19 protein-coding genes and 1 pseudogene are annotated in these 25,186 nt (G+C 26.8%); 6 read left to right on the top strand and 14 right to left on the bottom strand.

Annotated elements, in window-relative coordinates:
• Nucleotides 1-181: 181 nt before the first annotated feature.
• Nucleotides 182-469: pseudogene (locus tag ABDZ60_RS04925) on the top strand (DUF624 domain-containing protein); the annotation flags it as partial.
• Nucleotides 470-516: 47 nt separating this feature from the next.
• Here the strand turns inward: ABDZ60_RS04925 and ABDZ60_RS04920 are convergent.
• Nucleotides 517-873, bottom strand: a complete 357-nt coding sequence (locus ABDZ60_RS04920) for a hypothetical protein (protein WP_343776811.1) — start codon at nucleotides 871-873, stop codon at nucleotides 517-519.
• 167 nt (nucleotides 874-1,040) lie between these two features.
• Here ABDZ60_RS04920 and ABDZ60_RS04915 point away from each other — a divergent pair, with 167 nt between their 5' ends.
• Nucleotides 1,041-2,339, top strand: coding sequence for a glycoside hydrolase family 125 protein (locus ABDZ60_RS04915; protein ID WP_343776516.1), 1,299 nt, complete (start codon nucleotides 1,041-1,043; stop codon nucleotides 2,337-2,339).
• Between the two features lie 273 nt (nucleotides 2,340-2,612).
• Here ABDZ60_RS04915 and ABDZ60_RS04910 read toward each other — a convergent pair whose 3' ends face one another.
• Together ABDZ60_RS04910 and ABDZ60_RS04905 are read right to left on the bottom strand one after the other, a co-directional pair.
• On the bottom strand, nucleotides 2,613-4,382 hold the full coding sequence (locus ABDZ60_RS04910; protein WP_343776514.1) for an ABC transporter ATP-binding protein: 1,770 nt from the start codon (nucleotides 4,380-4,382) through the stop codon (nucleotides 2,613-2,615).
• A 3-nt stretch (nucleotides 4,383-4,385) separates the two neighbouring features.
• The gene (locus ABDZ60_RS04905; protein ID WP_343776512.1) at nucleotides 4,386-6,128 is read right to left on the bottom strand and encodes an ABC transporter ATP-binding protein; all 1,743 of its coding nucleotides are present in this window, start codon (nucleotides 6,126-6,128) and stop codon (nucleotides 4,386-4,388) included.
• A gap of 140 nt (nucleotides 6,129-6,268) precedes the next feature.
• Between ABDZ60_RS04905 and ABDZ60_RS04900 the strand changes: the two genes are divergently transcribed.
• Entirely contained in the window at nucleotides 6,269-7,123 is an 855-nt protein-coding gene (locus ABDZ60_RS04900; RefSeq protein WP_016205651.1) for an AraC family transcriptional regulator, read from the top strand.
• Nucleotides 7,124-7,217: 94 nt separating this feature from the next.
• Here ABDZ60_RS04900 and ABDZ60_RS04895 read toward each other — a convergent pair whose 3' ends face one another.
• From ABDZ60_RS04895 to ABDZ60_RS04885, 3 genes are all read right to left on the bottom strand, one after another.
• Entirely contained in the window at nucleotides 7,218-8,663 is a 1,446-nt protein-coding gene (locus ABDZ60_RS04895) for an ABC transporter substrate-binding protein (protein WP_016205652.1), read from the bottom strand.
• Between the two features lie 209 nt (nucleotides 8,664-8,872).
• Nucleotides 8,873-9,787 carry an ROK family protein gene (locus ABDZ60_RS04890; protein WP_343776508.1) on the bottom strand — a complete coding sequence of 305 codons (915 nt, stop codon included), beginning with the start codon at nucleotides 9,785-9,787 and terminating at the stop codon, nucleotides 8,873-8,875.
• Between the two features lie 88 nt (nucleotides 9,788-9,875).
• Nucleotides 9,876-11,273, bottom strand: coding sequence for a glycoside hydrolase family 1 protein (locus tag ABDZ60_RS04885; protein ID WP_343776506.1), 1,398 nt, complete (start codon nucleotides 11,271-11,273; stop codon nucleotides 9,876-9,878).
• A gap of 283 nt (nucleotides 11,274-11,556) precedes the next feature.
• Between ABDZ60_RS04885 and ABDZ60_RS04880 the strand changes: the two genes are divergently transcribed.
• Nucleotides 11,557-12,270 carry a GntR family transcriptional regulator gene (locus ABDZ60_RS04880; protein WP_047001009.1) on the top strand — a complete coding sequence of 238 codons (714 nt, stop codon included), beginning with the start codon at nucleotides 11,557-11,559 and terminating at the stop codon, nucleotides 12,268-12,270.
• A gap of 419 nt (nucleotides 12,271-12,689) precedes the next feature.
• On the opposite strand, the gene ABDZ60_RS04875 is transcribed toward ABDZ60_RS04880, so the two are convergent.
• From ABDZ60_RS04875 to ABDZ60_RS04840, 8 genes are all read right to left on the bottom strand, one after another.
• Nucleotides 12,690-13,631 carry a type I phosphomannose isomerase catalytic subunit gene (locus ABDZ60_RS04875; RefSeq protein ID WP_343776503.1) on the bottom strand — a complete coding sequence of 314 codons (942 nt, stop codon included), beginning with the start codon at nucleotides 13,629-13,631 and terminating at the stop codon, nucleotides 12,690-12,692.
• Nucleotides 13,632-13,838: 207 nt separating this feature from the next.
• Nucleotides 13,839-14,597 carry an HAD-IIB family hydrolase gene (locus ABDZ60_RS04870; protein ID WP_343776501.1) on the bottom strand — a complete coding sequence of 253 codons (759 nt, stop codon included), beginning with the start codon at nucleotides 14,595-14,597 and terminating at the stop codon, nucleotides 13,839-13,841.
• A 431-nt stretch (nucleotides 14,598-15,028) separates the two neighbouring features.
• Nucleotides 15,029-16,048, bottom strand: a complete 1,020-nt coding sequence (locus ABDZ60_RS04865) for a glycoside hydrolase family 130 protein (RefSeq protein WP_343776499.1) — start codon at nucleotides 16,046-16,048, stop codon at nucleotides 15,029-15,031.
• Nucleotides 16,049-16,248: 200 nt separating this feature from the next.
• Entirely contained in the window at nucleotides 16,249-17,331 is a 1,083-nt protein-coding gene (locus ABDZ60_RS04860; RefSeq protein ID WP_343776497.1) for a GDSL-type esterase/lipase family protein, read from the bottom strand.
• Between the two features lie 13 nt (nucleotides 17,332-17,344).
• The gene (locus ABDZ60_RS04855) at nucleotides 17,345-18,466 is read right to left on the bottom strand and encodes an SGNH/GDSL hydrolase family protein (protein WP_343776495.1); all 1,122 of its coding nucleotides are present in this window, start codon (nucleotides 18,464-18,466) and stop codon (nucleotides 17,345-17,347) included.
• A gap of 238 nt (nucleotides 18,467-18,704) precedes the next feature.
• A complete protein-coding gene (locus tag ABDZ60_RS04850; protein WP_343776493.1) occupies nucleotides 18,705-20,102 on the bottom strand; it encodes a glycoside hydrolase family 1 protein in 1,398 nt (465 codons plus the stop codon).
• A gap of 168 nt (nucleotides 20,103-20,270) precedes the next feature.
• On the bottom strand, nucleotides 20,271-21,563 hold the full coding sequence (locus ABDZ60_RS04845; protein WP_343776491.1) for an ABC transporter substrate-binding protein: 1,293 nt from the start codon (nucleotides 21,561-21,563) through the stop codon (nucleotides 20,271-20,273).
• Nucleotides 21,564-21,651: 88 nt separating this feature from the next.
• Complete coding sequence (locus ABDZ60_RS04840) at nucleotides 21,652-22,887, bottom strand: response regulator transcription factor (protein WP_343776489.1); 1,236 nt, start codon at nucleotides 22,885-22,887, stop codon at nucleotides 21,652-21,654.
• Nucleotides 22,888-23,010: 123 nt separating this feature from the next.
• Between ABDZ60_RS04840 and ABDZ60_RS04835 the strand changes: the two genes are divergently transcribed.
• Nucleotides 23,011-24,786: a sensor histidine kinase gene (locus ABDZ60_RS04835; RefSeq protein WP_343776487.1), complete on the top strand. Its 1,776-nt coding sequence runs from the start codon at nucleotides 23,011-23,013 to the stop codon at nucleotides 24,784-24,786.
• Between the two features lie 173 nt (nucleotides 24,787-24,959).
• Nucleotides 24,960-25,130, top strand: coding sequence for a transposase (locus ABDZ60_RS04830; RefSeq protein WP_343776485.1), 171 nt, complete (start codon nucleotides 24,960-24,962; stop codon nucleotides 25,128-25,130).
• Nucleotides 25,131-25,186 lie beyond the last annotated feature (56 nt).

Here is a 25,186-nt window from a genome sequence, read left to right as displayed (position 1 = left end):
AAAGAATCTATATATACATTTAATCATATTAAAATCCTTAGTAAAAGCTTTTCATAAGTGCTAATTTATATTTTTAGTGTACTTTTTCTATATATTAATGTAATTTAGACATAAAAAATTGAATTTGTGAATTCATTAAACTATACTACTTATACAAGTAAACATTTACGGAGGGGTTTATATGTTTAATAATTTTTTTAACTTTGAGAAAATCTTTGATGCATTTAATTATGTTTTTTGGTTTTTCTTATTAAATTTATTTTTTATGCTATTTAACATTCCTTTGGTACTTTTTTTCATTTTTATTGGCATAAGTAATTTATTTAACTACTTTCCTTTATTTTTAATTTGTTTACTTCCAACAATGCCTACATTTACTGTATTGCTTTATTGTATGAATAAAATAGTATTTAATAAAGATTTAAACGTTATAAAAGATTTTGTAAATGGAATAAAACTAAACTTCAAACAATCATTTCTAATTTGGTCTATTGAGATAATCGTACTTCTAATACTTTATTTTAATATGAGATTCTTTTCACTAGTGAAATATAACATTTTTTTAATTTGCTTATTTTCTACAGTTCTTATAATTTTATTTGGAGTAACTCCATTCATTTTTATGCTTATTAGTAAATTTAAAATGAAAACCATTGATATATTAAGAACATCATTTATTTTATGTTTCACAAGACCAATATTAGCAATAGTAAACTTATTATTATTTGTCTTTTCTCTTATACTATTTGAAATTACACCTGGAACAATAATCTTATTTATTTCTAGTTTATTATCCTTTGCATTAATATTTATAAATAAGGCCTTAATACAAGAACTTGAAAATATGTCTAAAATGCAAGCTTTTGAAAACATATCTAATCAACAAAATATACTTTGACTAATAAAAATATAAATCAGTGTACAAACTCTAAAAATATATAACTTTTTATAGAAATATCCTTCTAACTACTTTATTATTGTTTGAAAACATATACAATGTATGTGTTAAATGAATTACTTATGTTTTAGGAGGAAACTTAATGGAAAATAATAATATCGAAAAACTAACTATTTTTAATGATGTAATAAAGAATATTGGTCTAAAGTTATCAAATTCAATTGAAAATGAAAAGTTAAAAAAGCTATTTTATAATTGCTTTATAGATACAATTGATACCACAGTATTATATAAAGAAAGTGATACTTTCATAATAACTGGGGACATTCCTGCAATGTGGCTTAGAGATTCAACATCTCAAGTAGAACATTATTTACCTTTTATAAATGAATATCCTATATTAAAAGATTTATTTGTAGGACTTATAAATAGACAAATGAAATGTATAATGATTGAACCTTATGCTAATGCATTTAACAAAGAACCTAATGGTCAAAAATGGGACAACGATATAACTAAAGATAGTCCATGGGTTTGGGAAAGAAAATATGAAATTGATTCACTTTGTTTTCCTATAAGATTAATTTATAAGTATTGGAAAAAAACTAATGATTCAACATTTTTCAATGATGAAATATTAACAGTTTTTAATACAATAATAGATTTATGGATAACCGAGCAACATCACTTTGAAAAATCTGATTATTCCTTCCAAAGATTAAATTGTGCACCAAGTGATACTTTATGCAATAATGGACTTGGAAATCCAGTTTCATATACTGGTATGACTTGGTCAGGATTTAGACCTAGTGATGATGCTTGTAAATACGGTTACTTAATACCTTCAAATATGTTCGCCTCAGTAGTATTAAAATATGTTGAAGAAATTGCAGAGGTTATTTATAAAGATTCCTCATTAGCTTTAAAAGCTAAAAATTTAAGATTACAAATAGAAGATGGAATTGAAAAGTTTGGTATAGTTGAGCATAAAGATTTTGGAAAAATATATGCTTATGAAACTGATGGTCTTGGAAATTATAATTTTATGGATGATGCTAATGTTCCTAGCCTTTTATCTATTCCTTATATTGAATATAAGTCAATTGATGATGAAATATATCAAAACACTAGGAGATTTATCTTAAGTAAAAATAATCCTTATTATTATGAAGGGACAGCTGCCTCTGGTATTGGAAGTCCCCATACTCCTGATGAATATATTTGGCATATATCACTTTCAATGCAAGGATTAACTTCTAATAATGAAGATGAAATTAATTCTTTAATTGAAACTTTAGTTAAATGTGATGGAAATACAAACTACATGCATGAAGGCTTCCACTGTGATGATCCAGAAAAGTTCACAAGAGACTGGTTTGCATGGTCTAATTCTTTATTTGCGGATTTTATATATAAAAAAGTATTAAAGAAAAATAAGTAACAGTAATCATTTGTGAAGTATTAATTTTGTAGTTTACATGTAAAAGAGTTACAAATAAAACTACCCTATAGTTTGTAAAAATTAAAGACTGTCATAAAGACAGCCTTTAATTTTTATCTTATAAATTTCACATTGTTCCAAGCAAATTCTTAATTTAGTTCTGCTAAATCACTTCCTAAACTCTCCACTTTCACCTTTCAATTCTTAATTAAGAAACCAACTGTGAATTGTGCATTGTGCACTATGAACTTAAAATGATTGTTTAACTTTTCCTTAAATTTCAATGTATTGTGATTTATACAAGTTATAATACATTCCTTTTACTTTAAGTAAATCTTCATGTGTTCCCTCTTCTAATATTTTCTTATCTCCAACATACATTATTTTATTTGAATTTACTATTGTTGATAGTCTATGAGCAATAACAAAAGATGTTCTTCCTTTTAAAAGTTCTTCTATTCCTTCTTGAAGTAATGCTTCTGTTTCTGTATCTATACTTGATGTAGCTTCATCTAAAATTAATATCTTAGGATCTGATAATAAAACTCTGGCAAAGGATATAAGCTGTTTTTGACCAACTGAAAGACCACTTCCCTGCTCATTTAAATATGTGTTGTATCCATCATTAAAGTCCTTTATAAAATCATCTGCTCTTACTATTTTAGCTGCATTTATTACTTCCTCATCAGTAGCACTTAATCTTCCATATCTTATATTTTCCATTATTGTTCCTGAAAAGACAAATGGATCTTGTAGCATAACACCAACTTCTTTTCTAAGAGATTTTAATGTAACATCATTTATATCTGTTCCATCAATAAAAATATTTCCAGACTTTATCCTATAGAATCTAGATAAAAGATTAACTATAGTTGTTTTGCCTGCTCCTGTTGGTCCAACTAATGCCACTTTTTCTCCAGATTTTATATTCATATTTATATTCTCTAGAATAGGAATGTCTTTTTCATATTCAAAGTAAACATCTTTAAAAGTTACATCACCTTTAACATCTTTGAAAGTCTTAGCATCCTCTTTATCATATTCTGGCTTTTCATCCATAGCCTCAAAAATACGCTCTAAGTAAGCCATAGCATTTATTAAGGTGTTATAGAAGTTTCCTATATTGGTTATTGGAGCCCAAAATATCCAAACATATGATATAAATGCCACTAAAAGCCCAACAGAAATTCCACCTTTAAAAACTAATATACCAAAAATATAAATAAGAGAAATTGAAATTACAGATACAGTTTCTATACTTGGCCATACAAGAAAATTTAAACTTACTGCTTTCATCCAAGAATCACTACAATCTGTACACAATTCTTCATATATATTCATATTTTCTTTTTTTCTTGAAAATGATTGTGTTACCCTTATTCCGTTTATACTTTCATGTATATACGCATTTAAATTTGATTGCTTTGAACTTAATCTTTGATAGGCTCTTCTTTGAGCATTTTTAATAGATAACATAACTGTAAGAAGTATAGGAATACCTATTAATGTTACTAGTGTTAGTTTTATGCTTAAAAATGACATAAATATTATAGTCATAATAAGTGTAACCATATCTGCAATTAAGTTTACAAATCCATTAGATAAAATATCACTTAGTGAGTTTATATAATTAACTACTCTTACTAATATTTTTCCATGTGGTCTTGAATCATAATAATCAAATGGTACGTATTGTAGATTCTTAAATAAATCATGCCTCATATCCACCAATATACTTTGTCCAACTTCCCCCATTGTGTACATTCTATGTCTCATTATTATAGCTATTGATATAAATATTAATATATATAAAGTGGAAAGTAATATTAATCCATTAATATTGTTATTAGGTATATAGTTATCTAGTGCTGTTTTTACTATTACTGGTCCAATTAATGAAATTGAACTTGATAATAACATTAATAAAACAGATATAAAAATTTTAACTTTATATGGCTTCATATATCCTAATAGTCTTTTTAAATATTCTAAATTAAAGCCAGTTTCTAATTCTTCATCAACGTTATATTTATTTCTTGCCATTTCTTATACTCCTTCCACTTTTAAATTCAAATTTCCATATTGAGTATAAAATATATTTGAGTAATATCCATGCTCTCTTATTAATTCATCATGGGTACCTCTTTCTACTATTTCTCCATTATCTAAAACTAAAATTAAATCTGCTTGTTTTAAAGATGATATTCTATGAGCTATTATAAAAGTTGTTTTCTTTTCTTCCATATTTTTAAGCTCATATTGTATCTTTTTCTCTGTTTCCATATCAACAGCTGAAGTTACATCATCTAATACAAATATTGATGCATCCTTCATCATTGCTCTAGCTAAAGATACTCTCTGTCTTTGGCCCCCTGAAAGACCTACCCCTCTTTCCCCTATAATTGTTTCATATCCATCTTCTAAATTTTTAATAAAATTATGTGCTTGTGCCTTTTTAGATATCTTTTTTATTTCTGAAAAACTTGCTTTCGGATTACTAAAAGCTATATTATCTTTTACTGTATCTGAAAATAAAAATATATCTTGCATAGCAGTTGCTATATTTCCTCTTAATGTATCTAACTCTATATCCTTTATATTTATTCCATCTATATATATTTCACCTTCAGTAGCATCATAAAATCTAGATAATAAATTAATTATTAATGATTTACCAGAACCAGTATGTCCAACTAACCCTATTGTTTGTCCGGCATTAGCTTCAAAGCAAACATTATTTATAACTCTTCTTCCATCTATATCTAAACTTACATTTTCAAATCTTATATTACCTTTAAACTTATTAAGGTTTATTGTTTCTTCATTATTTTTTATACTACTTTCTGTTTTTAATAACTCTATGATTTTTTCTGATGATGCTATAAATCTTTGGGTATCATTTATTAAATATCCACACATTCTCATTGGGTTATTTAATGCCCATAATAAACTATTAAATATTATTAATTCTCCAAAGGTTATTTTATTTGTAGCTACTAATATTCCCCCAACTAATATCATAACAACAGATAAGCTGTTTGATAAAAACTCTAGTTTTGGAATATATTTTCTAGTAACTTTAATTGTATCCAAATTTCTTTCCTTATAATTTTTGTTTTCTACATTAAACTTATCTATTTCAAACTTTTCTCTTCCAAATGCTCTTACTACTCTATTTCCACTTATATTTTCTTGAACAATTGAATTTAATTTTGAATAAGCTTCTCTTATATTATGAAAAGTTGGTGAAATTTCTTTACTCATTTTGTAAGTTAATAAACCTATTAGTGGAGATATTAAAAGCATAAAAATTGTCAAGGTTGCATTAACATACATCATAGAAATTATTGCAAAACAAAATGTAGTTATAGAAGATATAATGTTATAGACTACCCAAGCAACAAAATGTCTTATTGCATCTGTATCTCCTGTCATCCTTGCCATAAGATCTCCTGTTTTAACCTTACTATAAAAATTAATATCTAACTCCATTAATTTGTCATATAAATCTTTTCTTATTTTAAATAATATATCTTGAGATATTTTTTCCAATATCATTTGATATATATAAGCTATAATTCCCTTAAATACAACAATAGAAATCATAACTGTTATAAGAGGAAGCAATAAATTAGTTTCATTTTCTCCTAAAACTTTATCTACTATCTTTCCTGATATAAATGGATTAACCATATTAATTGCACATGTAAATAATACTAACAATAATGCAAAAATATATTTGTATTTGTAATTCTTTAAATAACCAAATATCCATCTTAAATTGTCCATAATTAAGTCTCTCCTTATATTCTCCTTTATTTCTTTCTAAGTATGATTATATAGAAGTTATTGAAAATAAAAATGTATTATATTAAACTTTAAATGTATATTATTATACTAATAACTAATAATTATTTTGGAGATTTAAAATGAGTAATACCTATACAAATATAGATAGCTATAATCCTCAAATACTCTTTGTGATAGATGGATATTGTTCACCGGATATACCTGTCCCAGAAACTAACTACCATTGTCACGAAGATTTTATAGAGCTTTCCTTTGTAACTTCTGGTTCAGTTGATTATTTAATTGAAGGTGAAGAGTACACATTAAAGAAGGGACAAGTTTTAATATCTAATCCTGGAATTTATCACAAAGAATTATTTAATTCAAATACAAATTGTAGAGAGCTTCACCTTGGGCTAACTGACATTAATATATTTAATAACTGTAAAAAGGATTTTATAGATATAGGTGATAAAAATGTATTAACACTTAATACTTATAAGGATGAAATTTTGAAAACATGCCAAGATATAGTTGATGAACAGAAGAATCATAAACAAACTTCTCCCTTTATGCTAAAATCTCTTGTTATGAAAGTACTTGTACTTTTACATAGAGAAATAAATGAAGAAATCCCCAATTTAAATTCACAAGAATTTTCCTTTAAATCTCGTGAAAAGAAGGTATTGGTGGAAAGTATAACTAAATACTTAAATGAAAACTATACAGAAGATATTTCTTTATATACATTATCAAAAAATATGTATTTAAGTCCTGTATATATTTCTAAAATTTTTAAAGAACTTATGGGGGATTCTCCAATAAATTATTTAATACAAATAAGACTTATAAAAGCAAAGAATCTTTTAGAGGATTCAAAGCTTTCAATAAAAACTATTGCTAAGATGGTTGGGTATAATGATCCTTATTACTTTAGCAAGCTTTATAAAAAATACTATGGAATTTCTCCAAATAAAGCCAGAAAGATTGTTTAATAAATAAAACTCTGTCCTTAAAATTTAAAAATTCTTAAGGACAGAGTTTATTAATAAAGGAGCTGTCTATGCGACAGCCCCTTATTATTATCTACTACTTTTTCCATTCATTTATTTGTTTTTGCATTTCTGCAATAACTTTATCTATTCCTTGTTCTTTTAATTTAGAATTTAACTTTCCTAAATACTCATCAACATCTACAGAACCACTATAAATAGTTGCTTTAAATTCTTCTAAAACATTATTTATTGCTGCAATTTCAGTAGATACACTTGAAGAATCAAATTTAAATCCTAATGCTGGTGATACTTTTGATTTATCGTTGAAATCCTTAAATTCTTCCCATTTAGTTTCTGGCTCACCTTCTAATTTATAAGTTAAGAATAAGTTCCCTACTGAGAAGTATGGTACATCATAATTCTTTTGATCTGGATTGATTAACTTTATATGTTGATCTCCAACTTTATCATAGTGAACTCCTTCAATACCATAGTTGATTAAATTTCTAAAATATTCATCTGTACTTAATAAAGATAATACTTCAAAAGCTTTATCCTTGTTTTTTGAATTACTAGATATAGCAATTAATGATCCTGTAGTTGATCCATTAGTAATTAATGTATCACCGATAGGAGATGATACTACTGGATAATTTAATGCTTTTGACCAAAGTACATCTGCATATGGCTGTCCGTCACCTTTTGTTACAAGACGTTTAACTGATTTATCATCTTGTGCTGTTGCTGCATCTGCATTTATATATCCTGCTTTATAATACTTTCTTAAAGTTTCTAAGTCTTCTTTCATTTGTTGTGTTTCAAACATATTCTTTATAGTTAGTGAATTATCATTTATTTCTACTCCAACTGGATCAACTAATTGATCAAAGAATACTGTATATGAGAATCCCTTAGTTATATATAAAGGAGTTACATCTGGTTCATTTTCCTTTATTACCTTTAACCATGGTTCTAAATCCTTTAAGCTATGAAGGTCTTGATATGGTATATTGTATTTATCAACATATTCTTTAGTAAATACCCACATTGGTGCTACTCCAAGCTCCTTTTGATTTGGTACTCCATAAATTTTTCCATCTATAGTTGCACCTTCCCAGAATCTTGAATCAACAGTTTCTTTTAAATTTTTTCCTGCTTCTGAATTTAAATAATCATCTAATGCTAAAAAAGCACCCTTTCTTGAATTTCCTAAATAGTCACCAGCCCATGAACATGTAAATGCTAAATCATAATCTTCGCCAGAATTTATTACTACTGACATTTTTTGATTATAATCTCCAAAACCTATAAATTTCATGTCTAGGTTGACATTTATTTTATCTCCTAAGTATTTATTTGCTTCAGCTAAAACCTTGTCTAAATCTTTTGGTTCTTCACCGATTGCATACCAAGTTAGTTTAGTTGGTGTGTTACCTTTTGAGTTAGAATCATTTGTTGCCTTACCGCATCCTGTAAAAATAGCTGAAGTTGCCATTATAGCACAAGCTGCTAATGCAATCATCTTTTTTATTTTTCTCATGATTTTTTCTTCCCCCTTAATTTAATAACGTTTACAAGATGATTATAATATTTTAGTATATTATTTTATAGTGTACTTATTTTATATTTAATTAACTAAATCTAGATACATTATACTAATATGTAGATTTTTATTTCAATTAAAATAAAAAAGCCTTAAGTAAATATCTTTTATAAAGAATACTTACTTAAAGGCTTGTGTTTATCTTTTTAACATTTACCATTTCTTTGTAAATAATTAAATAATGCTCCTAAAAGATTTGCATCATTTTCAAATTTACATTTTTCAATTATAGGTCTTACTTTTGCAACAGGGATATTTTTCATTATTAAATCTAATTTTTCATTTATCTTATCTATAAAATCTTCTCTGCTGCTTATAGCTCCACCAATAACAATTTTTTCAGGATCATACATATATTGAATATTAAATATTCCTTTAGCGTTATTTAAATAAAATTCATCTATAGCATTAATACAGTCATAATCACCTTTTTCGGCTAAATCAAATATCTTTCTCCCATCTAATTCTTCTACATCTATATTTTTTAATTTTGCTACTGTATTTAATAATCCTCCTGTTGCAGCAATGGTACTCCAAGTTTCAAATATTATATTTTCTCCTTCTTTCTTAGTATTTAAAATACAATATCCGAATTCTCCACCATGAAGATTATTTCCCTTATGAATTTTTTTATCCTTTATAACTGCCCCTCCAATACCTGTTCCACATACTACAAATAGTACATCTTTATTATCCTTAGCTGCACCCTTCCAAACTTCTCCTAAAGCTGCACAATTTGCATCATTTTCTATTTCTAAATTAACCCCTAAATCCTCACCAAAGATTTTTTTGAAATTAGGTCCATGAATACAAGGTAGTGCACTAGCGCCTCCTATTATTCCAGTATCGCTATCTACTCCACCTGGTGCACTAACAGCTACCCCTGAAATTGAGTATTCTTCCTTAGCTTTATTAATTGCATTTTCCATATCAGTTTTAAAAAGTTCAAAATTATTTCTTTCTGATTTATAGCTTCCCTTAGTAATAAAATCTCCCTCTTCTGACATTATGGCATACTTCACACTGCTACCACCTATATCAAATACTATATAATTACTCATATATTTCCCTCTCATTCTTTAATATATTATATATAAATTATAAAACGTTTTCTTTCAAATTTCCAATTTAATGGACCATAAAGGTCCATTAAAATCCATTGTTCTCTGTAACTTCTTTTATCCATCTTCCTGATTTCTTTATTGTTTTCTTTTGTGTTTCTAAATCTAGTGCAATAAATCCATATCTATTCTTATATGCATTACACCAAGACCAACAATCTATAGGAGTCCAAGTATGATACCCAAAACAATTTGCTCCTTCTTCTATTCCTTTGTGAAGATGTTCTAAATGCTCCTTAAAAAAGTCTATTCTATAATTATCTTCTACAATACCTTCTGCATTTATATATCTTTCTTCACCTTCTACTCCCATTCCATTTTCTGAAATGAACCATGGTATATTGTTATAGTTATTTCTTATATTTATAGCTATATCATAAATTGCTTTAGGATATATTTCCCATCCCCTATATGGATTCATTCTTCTTCCTGGCATTTCATAATTATCAAAGTACTTATCTGGCATCCATTCCTTACTGTTACATGTTGTTTCCTTTGCCTTTACTCTTCTAGGAAAATAATAATTTACTCCTAGGAAGTCTATGGTATTTTCCTTTATTATATTAAGTTCTTCTTCTGTTGATTGCCAAATTACTCCTTCTTTTTCTAAAATTTCTATTAATAATTTTGGAAATTCCCCTTTTACTGCAGGAGAAAGGAATGATTCATTAAAGAATGTATCTGCAATTCTAGCTGCTTCTACATCTTCACTATTATTTATATCTCTTGGATATGATGGTGTTAAATTAAGTATTGTACCTATTTGACCTCCATCTTTATTATAATTTTTGTTTTTGAATACTTCTATTACCTTTGAAGATGCTAAGTTTATATTATATAATACCTGCATTGCCTTCTTACCATTAACTACTTTAGGATAATGGAATTGATATAAATATTGTCCCTCTACAATTACTACAGGTTCATTAAAAGTAGTCCAATATTTAACCCTATCTGCAAATAATTTAAATGCCGTTTCTGCAAACTTTACAAATAAATCTACTACATGCTTTGATTCCCATCCACCATACTTATCATATAATTCAACTGGTAAATCAAAATGATGTAAATTTATTACTGGAATAATTCCATTTTTTATAGTTTCATCTATGACATTATTATAAAATTCAATTGCATCTTCATCTGCTTCACCAGTTTCTAAATTTTTTATAAGTCTTGTCCATTGAATTGATGTTCTAAAACTATTTAATCCTATTTCTTTAAGCATTGCTAAATCTTCTTTATAGCTATTATAAAAATTAGATGTAACTTCTGGTCCCACTTTATTAAAAAATACTTCTGGTTCTATTTCATACCAATAGTCAAATATACTTTTATGTTTTTTATCAAATGATCCTTCACTTTGAGGTCCTGATGTAGCAGACCCCCACCAAAAGTTCTTAGGAAATATAAAATTCTTGTTCATACTAATTCCTCCTTTTGTTGTAAAATTAAAACTTTATATAAAATAAATTTATATATTCTTTAAACATTACAAGAAAATTATATAGCCATATTTTTTATTTGTCTAGACATTTAATATAACTATATATACTTATGTTATTGTAAAACTTATTTTTTATAGTAATATATTTATATACTGTATTTATATTTTATTAAAAATAATATATAGCTAGTAAAAGTGTAAAATTTGAAAAATTACTAACTTATTTAACAATCTTAAAGTAAAGGACGAAAGGATATTTACTATGCCCAAATACAAAGATATAAGTGATGAAATTAGATTACGTATAAGAAATGGAATATATAATTCTCCGACTAATCAAATTCCTGATGAGATAACACTATGTAAGGAATTTCATTGTAGCAGAATGACTATGAAAAAAGCTCTTGACTTACTAGTTTTTGATGGAATAATTTATAGAAAAAGAGGTCATGGAAGCTTTATTATGGATGTTCTTCCTGTGGATTCAAGAATAAATATTTCTGATAGAGATTTGAAGGGATTAACTAGATTAGTTAATAATAATGTTAAAACTGAAATTATAGAATTTAAATTAATCTTTGCTGATTATAATATATCAACTAAGTTAAATATTAATGAAAATTCTCCAATTTATGAAATAATACGTCTTAGATTAATAAATAATGAACCTGTTGTTATAGAAAATACTTACTTAGATGCAACACTAATAACTGGTCTTAATAAGGATATATTAAAAAAATCTATTTATGATTTTATAGAAAATGATTTGGACTTAAAAATAAGTAGCGCAAATAAAGTTATTCGTGCTGATAAAAGTACTGATATAGATAAAAGATACTTAAATCTATACGACAATGATCCAATTTTAGAAGTTGAACAAATAGCTTATTTAAATAATGGAAGAGCCTTTGAATATTCTATTTCTAGACATAGATATGATAAGTTTCAATTTACATCCTTTTCCGTAAGAATGTAAATTGCGAAGCAATTTTCTAGTGCACAGTTCACAAGGCACAGTTCACAGTTGTTTTCATTTTTTAGGTAACAGGGAATAGGTATCAGGTAACAAGTACTAAGTTTAGTTATCCTTACACTCAACTTCACTAAGTATTCGTCAAATGAACATCTACTTCAGATAAGCTTCAGTAGATGGGCTTTCATACTAAGTTTAGTTATCCTTACACTCAACTTCACTAAGTATTCAATGCCTGCTGTTTAAAATTTAGAATTTAATTGATATAAGGTAGGTCTTATTTAAAACTAAATTAAGCTTTCCCTTATATATTTAGTCATTATTTTTCTAAAAAAGAGCTAACACTGTTACCTGTTACTTTATCCAAGAAACTGTGAACTATGAATTGTACACTGTGAACTGAATAAAATTTCTTTGCAATTTTAAGCTATTACTGGATAACTTTTTAATACTGTAGCATTTCCTTTTATTTTATATTCTCCTAAAGTAGCAGGAATTAAATAGCTATCTCCTGTTTTTATTACTTCTTCAAAATCTTTTCCTACTATTACTCCTTCACCATCAACACAAGTGTACATATCAAACTTTTCTATATTACTTACATCTTTATACTCTGAAGTTATTGATATTTTCTCTATTCCAAAATATTCATTTTTGCATAATAAACTATGCTTATATCCTTCATAGCTAACTTCTTGCTTCTCACTTAAGTTTTCGCATTGAAGATCAAAATTTATAACCTCTAAAGCTTTTTCAACATGAATTTCTCTTGGTCTTCCATAATCGTAAACTCTATATGTTACATCACTGTTTTGTTGAATTTCTGCAATTATAACTCCTTCACATATAGCATGAACCAGTCCACTATTTATTAAGAAGCAATCTCCTTTTTTAACTTCAATTTTATTTAAATAACTTTCTACATTATTATTTTTTATAGATTCTTCAAACTGTTCTTTTGTACAATCTTTTGTGCCAACTATTAATGAAGCACCTGGTTTGGCATCAATAACATACCAAGCCTCTGTCTTACCATAATCATTTTCATACTTTGCTGCATATTCATCTCCTGGATGAACTTGAACTGAAAGCTTTTCCTTTGAATTTATAAGCTTTATAAGTAATGGAAACTTTTCAAGAGTTATCTTTTCTCCAACAAGTTTATCTCCATATTCTTTAATCAAATCATCAAACTTAGTTCCTTTTAATGAACCATTTTCAACTATTCCTGTTCCATTAGGATGACATGCTATATCCCAGCTCTCCCCTATTTCACCCTCTGGCATATTGTTTCTAAAGGTTTCAAAATCTCTTCCACCCCATATTTTTTCATAATATAAATTTTCAAATCTAATTGGATACATTAAATTACCACCTTACTTTAAATATTCTTTATTATCTATACCATTCAAAATTTATTGAATTTAAAACGTTTTGTTATTATATGTCTTGTAGCATTTTAGTGAAACTTACTAAGTTAATTATTACTTAAGTTTCATGTAATTTTATATTAAACCATATTGCCACATTTTTTAAGTATCATAATTATAGATTTTCATAAAAATTTATAGTTATAATATATAATCTTCTATACAATGAGAAACTGAATTTACAATATATCTTGTATGTTTTTTTAATTCTTCTTCTACATGATTAAAAGTAAATGAATTTGGTGTTATATTAAACATACTAATATCATTCCATGAATCACCTATAGTATATAAATTTTCTGATTTTATTAATTCTTGATTTGCTAGATATTCTACTCCATTTCCTTTAGAACATCCTATTGGAACAATATCTATATAAATATCATTTCTATATGCAATTATTTTGTCTCCATATTTGTTATTTATTTCATTTTTTAATTCTTCTATTTCAGCTTTTTCTTTATTTGGCATATGCAGAGAAATTAAGCTTAAATCATCATCTATTTCTTGTATTGAATTAACCTTTATTTTATTAGGATAAGGCAAGTTATTACACTCTGTTAATATATATGTCTTAAAACCTGATTCAACAGATATATCAACATTATCCTCATTTATTTCATATAATACTTTTTCTATTAATTCTTTTTCTATAATTTCTTGCTTTATTTTACTTCCTGTTGAATCCATTATAAGTGCACCATTTAATAAAACGAAATAATTCGCATGTATTTTGTATTGGTCTTTTAACATTTGAATTGCATTATAAGGTCTTCCTGTTGAAACAACTACTAAATTCCCCTTATTTTGAAGATTAAGTAATGCTTGTCTATCATCTGATTTAATTTTATTATTATTTATTAATGTTCCATCCAAGTCTGTAGCAAATAGTTTATTCATTTCTACCTCCAAATTTACTTGTTTGTAAGTATATATTTTTATAATATAATTCTACCACAATAATTCTTTTCTTCATAAATATAAAAGTAAAATATGTAAATTTTATTCTTCTATTATGACTATTTTAATGCCTCCCAGTGAAGCTTGTGAGAAAAAATTAAATTAACTAATTAATTTAAAAGGATTTATTTAGCTTTTAACTACTTTAACAGAAGTTATATGTGCTATAATTCATAAATTAAAAATAAATTTATAGGCTTAAAAGATAACCTTTTAAGCCTATATCATTAAAATTCTATATATGATTTAATTAATAATCTATACCATTATATTATTATAAGGTTAAAAGTTAGTAAAGCTTACTTAATTAAAATATAAAATTTGAAATCATACATATTATTTAATTTTTAAATATGCACTTTGAGATACTATTATTTAAATTCTATATCATCTCCGTAAACTAATTCAGAATTTTCTTTTATATATTTAACCAATTCATCTATTTGTGCATATGCAACTGCTACATATGTATCTGCTGCACCATAGTAAATTGCAATTCTTCCTGTTTCAGCATCTTGTAGTGTTGCACAAGGGAATGCTACATTTGGAACAAATCCTGTTGTTTCATAATCTTTTTCTGGTGTTAATAAATAATCCCTTGTTCTATATAAAACTTTTGATGGGTTTTCTTTATCTAGTATAGCAGCTCCCATGCTATAAACAAATCCATTACAAGTTCCAGATACACCATGATAAATTAATAACCATCCTTCTGATGTTTCTATTGGAGTTGCTCCACCACCAATTTTAGTTGCTTGCCACCAGCCTGAGCCACCTTTGCTCATAACTCTTCTATGTCTTCCCCAATGAACTAAATCTGGGCTTTCACTTAAGTATATGTCTCCAAATGGAGTATGTCCACTATCACTTGGTCTGCTTAATAATAAATATTTATCATTAACTTTCCTTGGGAATAAAACACCATTTCTGTTGAATGGAATAAATGGATTTTCAAGTCTAACAAATTCTTTAAAATCCTTTGTTGTTCCAAGCCCAAGTGCAGCTCCGCCAAATTCAGCACACCAAACAATATAATAAGTATCTTCAATTTTAACTAATCTTGGATCATAAGAATAGTTTGATTGGTAATTATTTCCACATTCATCTTTCCAATGAATTTCTTCATCTTCAATATCCCAATCTAGTCCATCTTTACTTCTACCAACATGTAGTTGTGGCTTACCATTTTTATGATCTGCTCTAAATATTCCTATAAATCCATCTTCATAAGGTAATACTGCGCTATTAAATATTCTTGCTGATTTCTTTGTAGGATTCCAGTTTATAATTGGATTACCATCATGTCTCCATATAACTCCATCAAAGCCTTCTGGCTTATCTTGCCAAGGCATATTACTTAATTTTTCTCCAAATATCTTTACTTTTTCCATAAAAATCCTCCCAATCTTACTGTTTTCAAATTAAATATTCCTATATTGAATATAAATTAATAATTTTACTAGCTAAACAAACTTGTTAACAATTACATATTAAATTTACTATCTATTAACTTTAATTTCTATATTTAAGCTGTTTATACTTTATTATTGTTTATATTTCTGTAATAATGTTATATTTTTTAATAACAAACTTACTTCCATATATATTCTCCAAAAGATTCTATATAGCTAGTTAATTCATTTGCCATTTCCTCTGCTTCCGGAATTCTTATGTGACCTGGAGTTCCACATCCATTTCTCTTAAACTTATATCTAACTATCTTTTCATCATTTAACTTATCAACCATTTCATCAAGAGCATCATCCCACCCCTTACTATGAGCTAAAATAGTTGTTATAACTATAAATAAAGCATCTGGATATTTGCTTCTTAAATCTGTTATTATCTCGGCATATTTAGATTTCCATATTTCCCTTTTTTCTCTATTCTTATCTATATAATTTTCAGGATGAGCATCATTTTGTCCTAGTGCCATAATTACTACATGTGGTGTATATCTTGAAAAATCCCAATCATTACAATATCCAAGCTCTGGGTTATATCTAAGCTTATCGTAAGTAGATTCTGCACCTAAATACCCCCTATCTGGATTAAAATAACCAGTTCCATCCATTACTGCAATTCCACCTTGAGCATTATTATTAATTTCTACTCCTAAGTTTTTTGCTGTTATCATTGAATATGAATACCATGAATTAGAGTAAATTCCTTCATGCCCTTCTGGATCTACTTTACCAACATAATCAAGTGCTTCAGATACTTCTCCTGCTGAAACTGAATCACCAAAGCACTCAATTCTTCTATTATATTTTTGCTTTGTTTCTTCAGTATAAGAATCTTTATCTATTATGATTCCGTAAAAGTCAAAATAATGAGCTGAATCAGATCTTTTATACAAAATTAACTCATGTAATTTATCCTCTAAATCTTCTGCAATATCTATTACTATATCTTTATAATGCTCTTTTATTACAACTTTGCCATCTATTTCATTATCAATAATAAATCCAATAGCATTTTCATAATGATTATGGTAATTCTTTAAAGCAACTTTTAAACTTGTCCCGCTAAATTTAATTTTTATCATGCTACCAGCGTAAATAATTGTTGGTGTCTTCGAATTTTCAAAATCAATTCTTCCCATATATTTATAATGAGAATTATCAGCTTCTATAAATTTATAATCTTTCATATTAAATTCTTCTAAGTACATAAATCCTTGCCTCCTAAGATACTAAAAATCCCATTATATATGTTTCTGTTAATTTTTCTTCATCAACTACACTTATTTGAATCTTATGATTAGATATATTTTCAGATTCAACTAATAACTCTGTTGCCGAATAATCTCCCCATCCATCTTCGAAGTAAGTATCAATTATAATCGGATCATTTTCATCTACTATTACTTCTATTTCACCTGCTGTTTCTTTAATTGATTTTTTATATAATAAAAATATATTTTTTCCTTCAATATTAACTGATAAGGATGCTGTCTTTCCTTTTTCTAAATTGCATTTCCATCCATCCTGGAATACTTGGAAGCCTTCATTATCTTTAATAAATCCTTCTATTTTACTAACTTCTAAACACTTATTATTTTCTATAAATCCATTCTTATATTTTTCTCCAAAGACTGTGCTTTCAAAATCGATTTCTTTTTTATCAATCTTAGTATTATCAGTTTTATTAATATCATCTAATACGTTTTTTATAAAATCAATTAATAGCTCTGATATTATGAAATGACCATAATCATTTGGATGAACTTCATCAGTAGCCACGTCTCTCCATTTAAAATTTCCTTTTTCTATTTCTGAGTGTACAGTATCTCTGAAGCTTATCATTGGAATATTATATTTTTTCCCAATTTCTATTTGCTGAGCTTGTACATTACTTCCATCGAAATTACTCATAAATACTTCCACTATAGCTGGAGGATTTTCTATTGATAATATACTTCTTATTAAGCTTTCATAAGCTACCTTGTCATAAATAGTACTTTTATCGTTTACAGCAAAGTCAATAAATATTATATCTGGATTTTTATCTATTACTTGTCTTTGAACTCTATGAACTCCTATAATTGATCCAGTTGCTCCAACACCTGCATTTATAAAATTGACATTTGTATTGCTAAACGTATCTTTAAACCATAAATATGCTCTACTTGCATAGCAATTTTCCTGTCTAGTTGCATTACATCCTTGAGTTATAGACCCGCCTAAAAAAGCTACTGTTATATCTTGTCCACTTTGTGCTTTCTTTAAAACCTCAGTAAGTCTTGATATATCTCCTTTACTAACTAATGAGTTCTTTATCATTTCTTTAGTAATTACATACTCCATATTAAACCTCCATAAAAATATAATAAAAATAAATTAAATTTTTAGTTATTATAAGTAAACTATATATAAAATTTTTATAAATATATATTTATCATTAAACTTCATATAAATCTACTATAAATCTGAAAAAATGCTTATCTTAAAAAAACTTAAAAGAACTTAAAAAATAAAAAAAGCAGATAATCTTGAAAAGTATCTAACATACTAAACAAAATTATTTGCTTTTATTTTTAATTATTTAAAATCCATTTTTTTTTGATACTTCTTTAATCCATCTACCAGATTTTTTAATTGTCTTCTTTTGAGTTTTTAAATTTACAGAAATATATCCATATCTATTTCTGTAAGCATTACTCCATGACCAACAATCTATTGGTGTCCATGAATGGAATCCAAAGCAATTAGAACCTTCTTCTATTCCCTTGTGTAAGTACTCAAGGTGTTCTCTAAAGAATTCTATTCTATAGTCATCTTGTACTACTCCATTTTCATCCATATATTCTTCTTCACCCATAACTCCCATTCCATTTTCTGAAATGTACCATGGTATGTTATTATATTTATCTTTCATATTTATAGCAATATCATACATTGCCTTAGGATATATCTCCCAATTCTTAGATGGATTTATTCTCTTATTAGGCATATCATAGTAATCAAAATACTTATGAGGCATCCATCCCTTTGAATTATCAAATTCGTATTGCTTTGCCATTACTCTTCTTGGCTGATAGTAATTAACACCTAGAAAATCTATTGTATTTTCTTTTATTATTTGTAATTCCTCTTGAGTAGAATCCCATATAACATTGTCTTTTTCAAGCATTTCTATTAGTAGTTCAGGAAATTCTCCCTTAATTGCTGGATCTAAGAAAGAATCATTAAATATTGTATCTGCATACTTTGAAGCTTGTAAGTCCTCTTTGCTATTACTTCTTGGATAAGCTGGTGTTAAATTAAGAATTATTCCTATTTGTCCACCTTCTTTGTTACATCCAAGTTCTCTAAATTTCCTTATAGCTTTTGCAGATGCAAGATTTATATTATAAAGAACCTGCATAGCCTTTTTACCATCTACAACTTTTGGATAGTGGAATTGATATAAATACTCGCCTTCTACAACAACCATTGGTTCGTTAAAAGTTGTCCAATATTTTACTCTATCTGAGAATAATTTAAAAGCAGTTTCTGCAAATTTAACAAATAAATCTACAACGTGCTTAGATTCCCAGCCGCCATATTTATGGTATAATTCAACAGGTAAATCAAAATGATGTAAATTCATTATTGGAATCATACCGTTTTTTATAGTTTCATCGATTACAGCGTTATAAAATCTTATTGCATCCTCATCTGGCTCTCCAGTTTCTAAATCCTTTACAAGCCTTGTCCACTGAATTGATGTTCTAAAGCTATTTAGCCCTATTTCTTTTAGCATAGCTAAATCTTCTTTGTAGCTATTATAAAAATTTGATGCAACTGTAGGTCCTACCCTATCATAAAAAGCTTCTGGTTCTATTTCATACCAATAATCAAATACGCTTTTATGTTTTTTATTAAAATCACCTTCACTTTGTGGGCCTGATGTTGCAGAGCCCCACCAAAATCCCTCTGGAAAATTATACTTATTGTTCATAATCTACCTCTTTTCTAAAATATTACTTAATAAATAAAATCCTAATAAATAAATTATTATAGCAAATTTCTCAAAATAATTTTACTACAATAAGCATAACTCCATATTCTTATATGTTTAATTCCTTATTATTTGTATATTATTCATACAAAAAGTTTAGTTTATTTTTTAATCTTGTTGAACTTCTAATTCATTCCAATTATTATTCATTTTATTTCTTAAACCTTCTACATCATTAGTTGTAATGTAATCTTGCACAAATGAATAGTCTAATCCTGATAACCTTCTTAATGTATCATATTTTTCATGCATAGCTACTTCTTCCTTAGATTGTTTACTGGCAGTATTTCCAGGAAAATCAATTGGAATATTATATACTTCTAATTCTTTTATTAAATCTTTATTACTATTATTATTTTTTAATGGAGATGCTATATTTACAGCTTTTGCATATCTATCTTCTTCAAATATAAATTTTAAAAATGCTTTTGCTACTTCTGGATATTCCGTATTTTTAGCAATTCCAATCTTATAATCTCCATATGCCCTTACTAAGGTACTACCTGGTAACGGAAATATCCCAATATGCTCCTTGTCCATTCCTGCATCTTCTAATTGAAATTTAAAGTTTGAATCTAAAAATACCATAGCAGCCTTACCATCCTTAATATCATTTTTACTTTGCTGCCATTCAGAGCTTAATAAGTTTTCTTCTGCATACCCATTTTGCACTATATCTCTTACAAAGTTTAGCGCCTTAAACACCCCACTGCTATCACTTAAAATATCTTTATTTTCAACCATAACATCATTTTCAAGATTTTCATTAAATAAATATGCTGCTATATCAATCCATGGTCCCATAGTCCATGCTTGCTTATAATTTACTATAAATGGAGTAATACCTTTTTCTTTTAATGTTTCACAAACTTTAAAGAACTCTTCTTGTGTACGTGGCACATCATTTATTTCAGCTTCTTTAAAAACTTCTTTATTATATATTATGCCTCTCCATGAAATTGAAGTATTTAAGTTATATAACTTTCCATCTCCTCCTAAACCAGTAATATAGTTATATATGTTTTCATCAGTAAACTCTAAATCGTCTATAGGTATAAAATATTTATCATATTCACTCACCTTTATAGCTCCAGGTACTAATGTTACATCTGGAAGCTCTTGAAGCATGGCTCTTCTTTCTAAAACTTCTCCTACATCTCCTATAAGCTCCAACTTTATTTTTGTCTTTGGATGCAACTCTTCAAATTCTAATATTAAGTTGCTTAGCTCTTCTTTTTTATCTGTTCTATTGCTGACAAAGACTATTTCTCCTTCTAAATCCTCATTTTCCTTATTTATAACAGCTTTTTCTTTGTTATAAGCTTTAAATATATATGACCCCATACCAAAAGCCATTAAGCTTACAATTATTAAAGAAGTATATAATTTCTTACCTTTCATTAATCTAACCTCTCTTATCAAGTGAAACTTGGTTCAGATGTGGGTTCATCCCCAGCTGAACCTTAGTTGAACTTATCTTCAGATAAAATCATACATTTTTGCTATTTCTAAAGCTATTTGGCGTAAGCCCTGTTATCTTTTTAAAAGCTCTTCCAAAGGTAATTGCATCATTATACCCTACCCTTCTTGCAATTTCATAAACCTTTAAATTTGTTTTAGTTAATAACTCTTTAGAAACCTTAATTCTATAATCCGTTAAAAATTCATAAAATCCTTCTCCAACTTCCCTCTTAAATAATTCTGATAGATAGTTTTGACTTAAGAAAACTTCATCAGCCACTTCTTGTAGAGTTATATTTTTATTAAAATTATTAATTATATATCGCTTGGCAAGTTTTATTACTGTTAAATTAGGATTAATGCCCTCTATACTATCCTTGATTTCTTTCTCTTCTAGAAGTTTCAATGAATACTTCCTTACTTTTTTGCCATCATGTATTGTTTCTTTTAATTCCCTAAATTTTCTTGATTGTTCTTTTAATCTATGAACTTGATTTATACTTTCCATTATGAATACATTTTTATTATTCTCTATGAATATATCAGTTTTATCTTCTATGTATTTTTCTATGTCCTTGTCATGGGAATTCTCAATAGCATTTAAATAAAATACAATATATAAATTACCCTCAAAATTAAAGTAAATATATTCAATATAATTATACTTATTAATAATTTCTTTAATAAAGGATTTAACTAGTTCCTTATCTTCGCTACTTCTATCAGTTACTATAAGTTTATATATGTAATTTTCATTTAATTGTATACCTTCTAATAATGCTTTACTTATTTTATAGCTTTGTTCTACATTAGAGAACAATATATGTTTGAAAAAATCCCTTTTTAAAACCTCTATAGATTTACTTAAAACTTTATCTTTTTGTCTTTTTTCTTTAATTTTTATAATTACTTCTTGAATTACCTTCTTAAGTTCATCCTGCTTAATAGGCTTTAGAAGATAATTAAGAGCTCCAAGTTTCATAGTATCTCTAACATATGTAAACTCATCATATCCACTTAACACTATAAATACTGGTGAATCTTTTAGTTCAGCTACTGCTTTTTCTATTAATTCGCTGCCAGTCATTATTGGCATTTTTATGTCTGTAATAACTAAATCTACTTTATTTGCCTGCAAATATTCAAAAGCTGCTAATCCATTTTGACATTCTGATACAACTTCATATTCTGGAAATAATCTATTGATTATTTTCTTTAATCCCATTCTTATAATTTTATCATCATCTACTACTAATATCTTCATAAGTACCTCTACTGTTGAATATTTTTTAAAACTATTATATATTTATATTATATATTAAATGTTTACACTTTTAAATATTTATAATGGATACAAATATTTACTTAAAAGGTCTAGGTACAAGCTATGAATTATTTCAAAAAATTATCTATAAAAAAATTCACTTTATTTATTTTTACATTTCTTTATGCAATTTTCCTTATTGTTACTGCGTTTAACTTATATTCTTACTCTAAATACGAGTTTAATAAAACTGAAAAATTAATAAAGAATTTTAATATTAGTATTACTAACCAAATTAAAGAAAAACTTAACAATATTTCTGATGTTTCTAAGTATCCCCTATTAATTCCAGAAATAGATAATTTACATACAATATTAAAAAATAATGAAACTTTTAAAATAGATAATTATAATTATCTAAAATATATATGTGAAATGATGCTAATTCAAAATTCCTCTATTAGCGGTTCATATATTTATGATTTAAAGGGAAGAGGCGTTTTTGCCAGCAGAAATCTTTCTAACTATAACCTTATAAATCCATCAACTGAAAGCTGGTTTCAGCAAAGTATTTTATCAGATTCTTCAACTTCAGTATTTACGAATATTAATTCTAGCAGAATTTTTGATATAAACTATTATGACGGAGAAAACCTTATATTTTTAACAAGAAAGGTAATAGACATGAACACAAATGAAATTACTGGGATTCTTTTAGTTACTCTTTCTCCTGATGAATTTTATAGTCTTTTGAATTTTGATTTACCATTTCCTAATGAAGTAATTTCAATATATGATTCTTATGGTAAATTGATATTATCAACAAATAATAAAAAGTCACAAAATAATTATTTTAAAGAAATAGATATTTTAAGTACTGATCCTGAAATTAATTATGTTAATGAAGATGAATCTTATGTGATTTGTTCTAATGTTATTAATGATTATAAATGGATAGTTATTAATAAAATTCCAAAGAAAACTGCCTTTAGGTTAGATACATTATATATTTTACTGTTTATAACTAATATAATATTCTTCTTGATTTCATCTATTATCTTGTATTTATTCTTTATTAAGAGAATTTTTAATCCTATACAGTATCTTATTAATAATATGTCCTCTAACTCAATAGAGAAAAACTTAAATGTTGAGTTTCAGTATGATAAAGATGATGAAATAGGTCAATTAGTAGATTCTTATAATAATATGAAAAGCCGAATAAATAATTTAATTAATATAAATTATAAAAATAAAATAGAGCAAAAGGAACTTGAATTACGTCAGCTTCAAAATCAAATTAATCCACATTTTATATATAATACTTTAGAATCAATCCATATGATGGCAGAAATAAATGATGACTTAGAAACATCAACTATGGCAGAATATTTTGGTGCAATTATAAGATATAGTATGAACAGAAAGGTTAACACTGTAACCTTGAGACAAGAAATAGATATTATTGATAATTATATCTATCTTCAGAAAATAAGATTTGATCAGCTTTTTATAATTGAAAATAATGTGCCTGAAGAATTATTAGATTGTGAAATAATTAAAATGATAATTCAGCCTTTAATTGAAAATGCTATTTACCATGGATTAAGCGAATGTGATAGTAACGGTAAAATAATAATTCAGGGTCATCATATTGAGAATAATTTACTTCTTACAATTTCTGATAATGGAATAGGAATTAAAGAGGATAACCTCAAAGATTTAAATGCTTATATTAATGATAAAAATAACAAATTTAACAGTATTGCATTAAGAAATATAAATCGCAGATTAAAGCTTAATTATGGAGAAAACTATGGACTCGAAATATTTAGTGTCTATGAAAAAGGTACTTCAACGGTTCTTACCTTACCTTATAAAGTGCAAGACACTTTATAAATTCACAGCACACAATTCACAGTTTTCTTATTTAGTGGACAGTTTTAGAAATAATTCAGAAAAGTTAAATTAATAAAGGGCTGTCCCAGTTAGTATAATCCCTTTATAGTAGACACATAAAAGAAAAGACTATAAAATTTTCTTAGTGTGAAACTATAAGGGGGGTTTTCTTTATGTCTAAAAAAAGTAATAACAACTATACTAAAGAATTTAAGCTTAAAGCTATTAAAATGTACCTTGATGAAGGGTTAAGTTCTTATCAAGTAGCATCAAATCTAAATATCAAGAGTAAAACTCAAGTTATAAATTTGGGTGAAACAATTTCAATCGAATGGAGAAACTAGCTTTGATATTGAAACTCGTGGCAGAGCCACTGGTGGAAAGAAAGGTAGACCTAAAA

Origin of the sequence: Clostridium sartagoforme (assembly GCF_039521405.1) — a bacterium.
Taxonomy (GTDB): domain Bacteria; phylum Bacillota; class Clostridia; order Clostridiales; family Clostridiaceae; genus Clostridium; species Clostridium sartagoforme.
Note: the sequence above shows the minus strand (reverse complement) of the source record. Positions and strands in the feature narration are given on the sequence as shown.

What these genes read in the sequence shown, in the direction of transcription:
- ABDZ60_RS04920 (WP_343776811.1), bottom strand. Translation starts at nt 873, where the DNA reads ATGTTTTCAAAAGCTTGCATTTTAGACATATTTTCAAGTTCTTGTATT.
- ABDZ60_RS04915 (WP_343776516.1), top strand. Translation starts at nt 1,041, where the DNA reads ATGGAAAATAATAATATCGAAAAACTAACTATTTTTAATGATGTAATA.
- ABDZ60_RS04910 (WP_343776514.1), bottom strand. Translation starts at nt 4,382, where the DNA reads ATGGCAAGAAATAAATATAACGTTGATGAAGAATTAGAAACTGGCTTT.
- ABDZ60_RS04905 (WP_343776512.1), bottom strand. Translation starts at nt 6,128, where the DNA reads ATGGACAATTTAAGATGGATATTTGGTTATTTAAAGAATTACAAATAC.
- ABDZ60_RS04900 (WP_016205651.1), top strand. Translation starts at nt 6,269, where the DNA reads ATGAGTAATACCTATACAAATATAGATAGCTATAATCCTCAAATACTC.
- ABDZ60_RS04895 (WP_016205652.1), bottom strand. Translation starts at nt 8,663, where the DNA reads ATGAGAAAAATAAAAAAGATGATTGCATTAGCAGCTTGTGCTATAATG.
- ABDZ60_RS04890 (WP_343776508.1), bottom strand. Translation starts at nt 9,787, where the DNA reads ATGAGTAATTATATAGTATTTGATATAGGTGGTAGCAGTGTGAAGTAT.
- ABDZ60_RS04885 (WP_343776506.1), bottom strand. Translation starts at nt 11,273, where the DNA reads ATGAACAAGAATTTTATATTTCCTAAGAACTTTTGGTGGGGGTCTGCT.
- ABDZ60_RS04880 (WP_047001009.1), top strand. Translation starts at nt 11,557, where the DNA reads ATGCCCAAATACAAAGATATAAGTGATGAAATTAGATTACGTATAAGA.
- ABDZ60_RS04875 (WP_343776503.1), bottom strand. Translation starts at nt 13,631, where the DNA reads ATGTATCCAATTAGATTTGAAAATTTATATTATGAAAAAATATGGGGT.
- ABDZ60_RS04870 (WP_343776501.1), bottom strand. Translation starts at nt 14,597, where the DNA reads ATGAATAAACTATTTGCTACAGACTTGGATGGAACATTAATAAATAAT.
- ABDZ60_RS04865 (WP_343776499.1), bottom strand. Translation starts at nt 16,048, where the DNA reads ATGGAAAAAGTAAAGATATTTGGAGAAAAATTAAGTAATATGCCTTGG.
- ABDZ60_RS04860 (WP_343776497.1), bottom strand. Translation starts at nt 17,331, where the DNA reads ATGTACTTAGAAGAATTTAATATGAAAGATTATAAATTTATAGAAGCT.
- ABDZ60_RS04855 (WP_343776495.1), bottom strand. Translation starts at nt 18,466, where the DNA reads ATGGAGTATGTAATTACTAAAGAAATGATAAAGAACTCATTAGTTAGT.
- ABDZ60_RS04850 (WP_343776493.1), bottom strand. Translation starts at nt 20,102, where the DNA reads ATGAACAATAAGTATAATTTTCCAGAGGGATTTTGGTGGGGCTCTGCA.
- ABDZ60_RS04845 (WP_343776491.1), bottom strand. Translation starts at nt 21,563, where the DNA reads ATGAAAGGTAAGAAATTATATACTTCTTTAATAATTGTAAGCTTAATG.
- ABDZ60_RS04840 (WP_343776489.1), bottom strand. Translation starts at nt 22,887, where the DNA reads ATGAAGATATTAGTAGTAGATGATGATAAAATTATAAGAATGGGATTA.
- ABDZ60_RS04835 (WP_343776487.1), top strand. Translation starts at nt 23,011, where the DNA reads ATGAATTATTTCAAAAAATTATCTATAAAAAAATTCACTTTATTTATT.
- ABDZ60_RS04830 (WP_343776485.1), top strand. Translation starts at nt 24,960, where the DNA reads ATGTCTAAAAAAAGTAATAACAACTATACTAAAGAATTTAAGCTTAAA.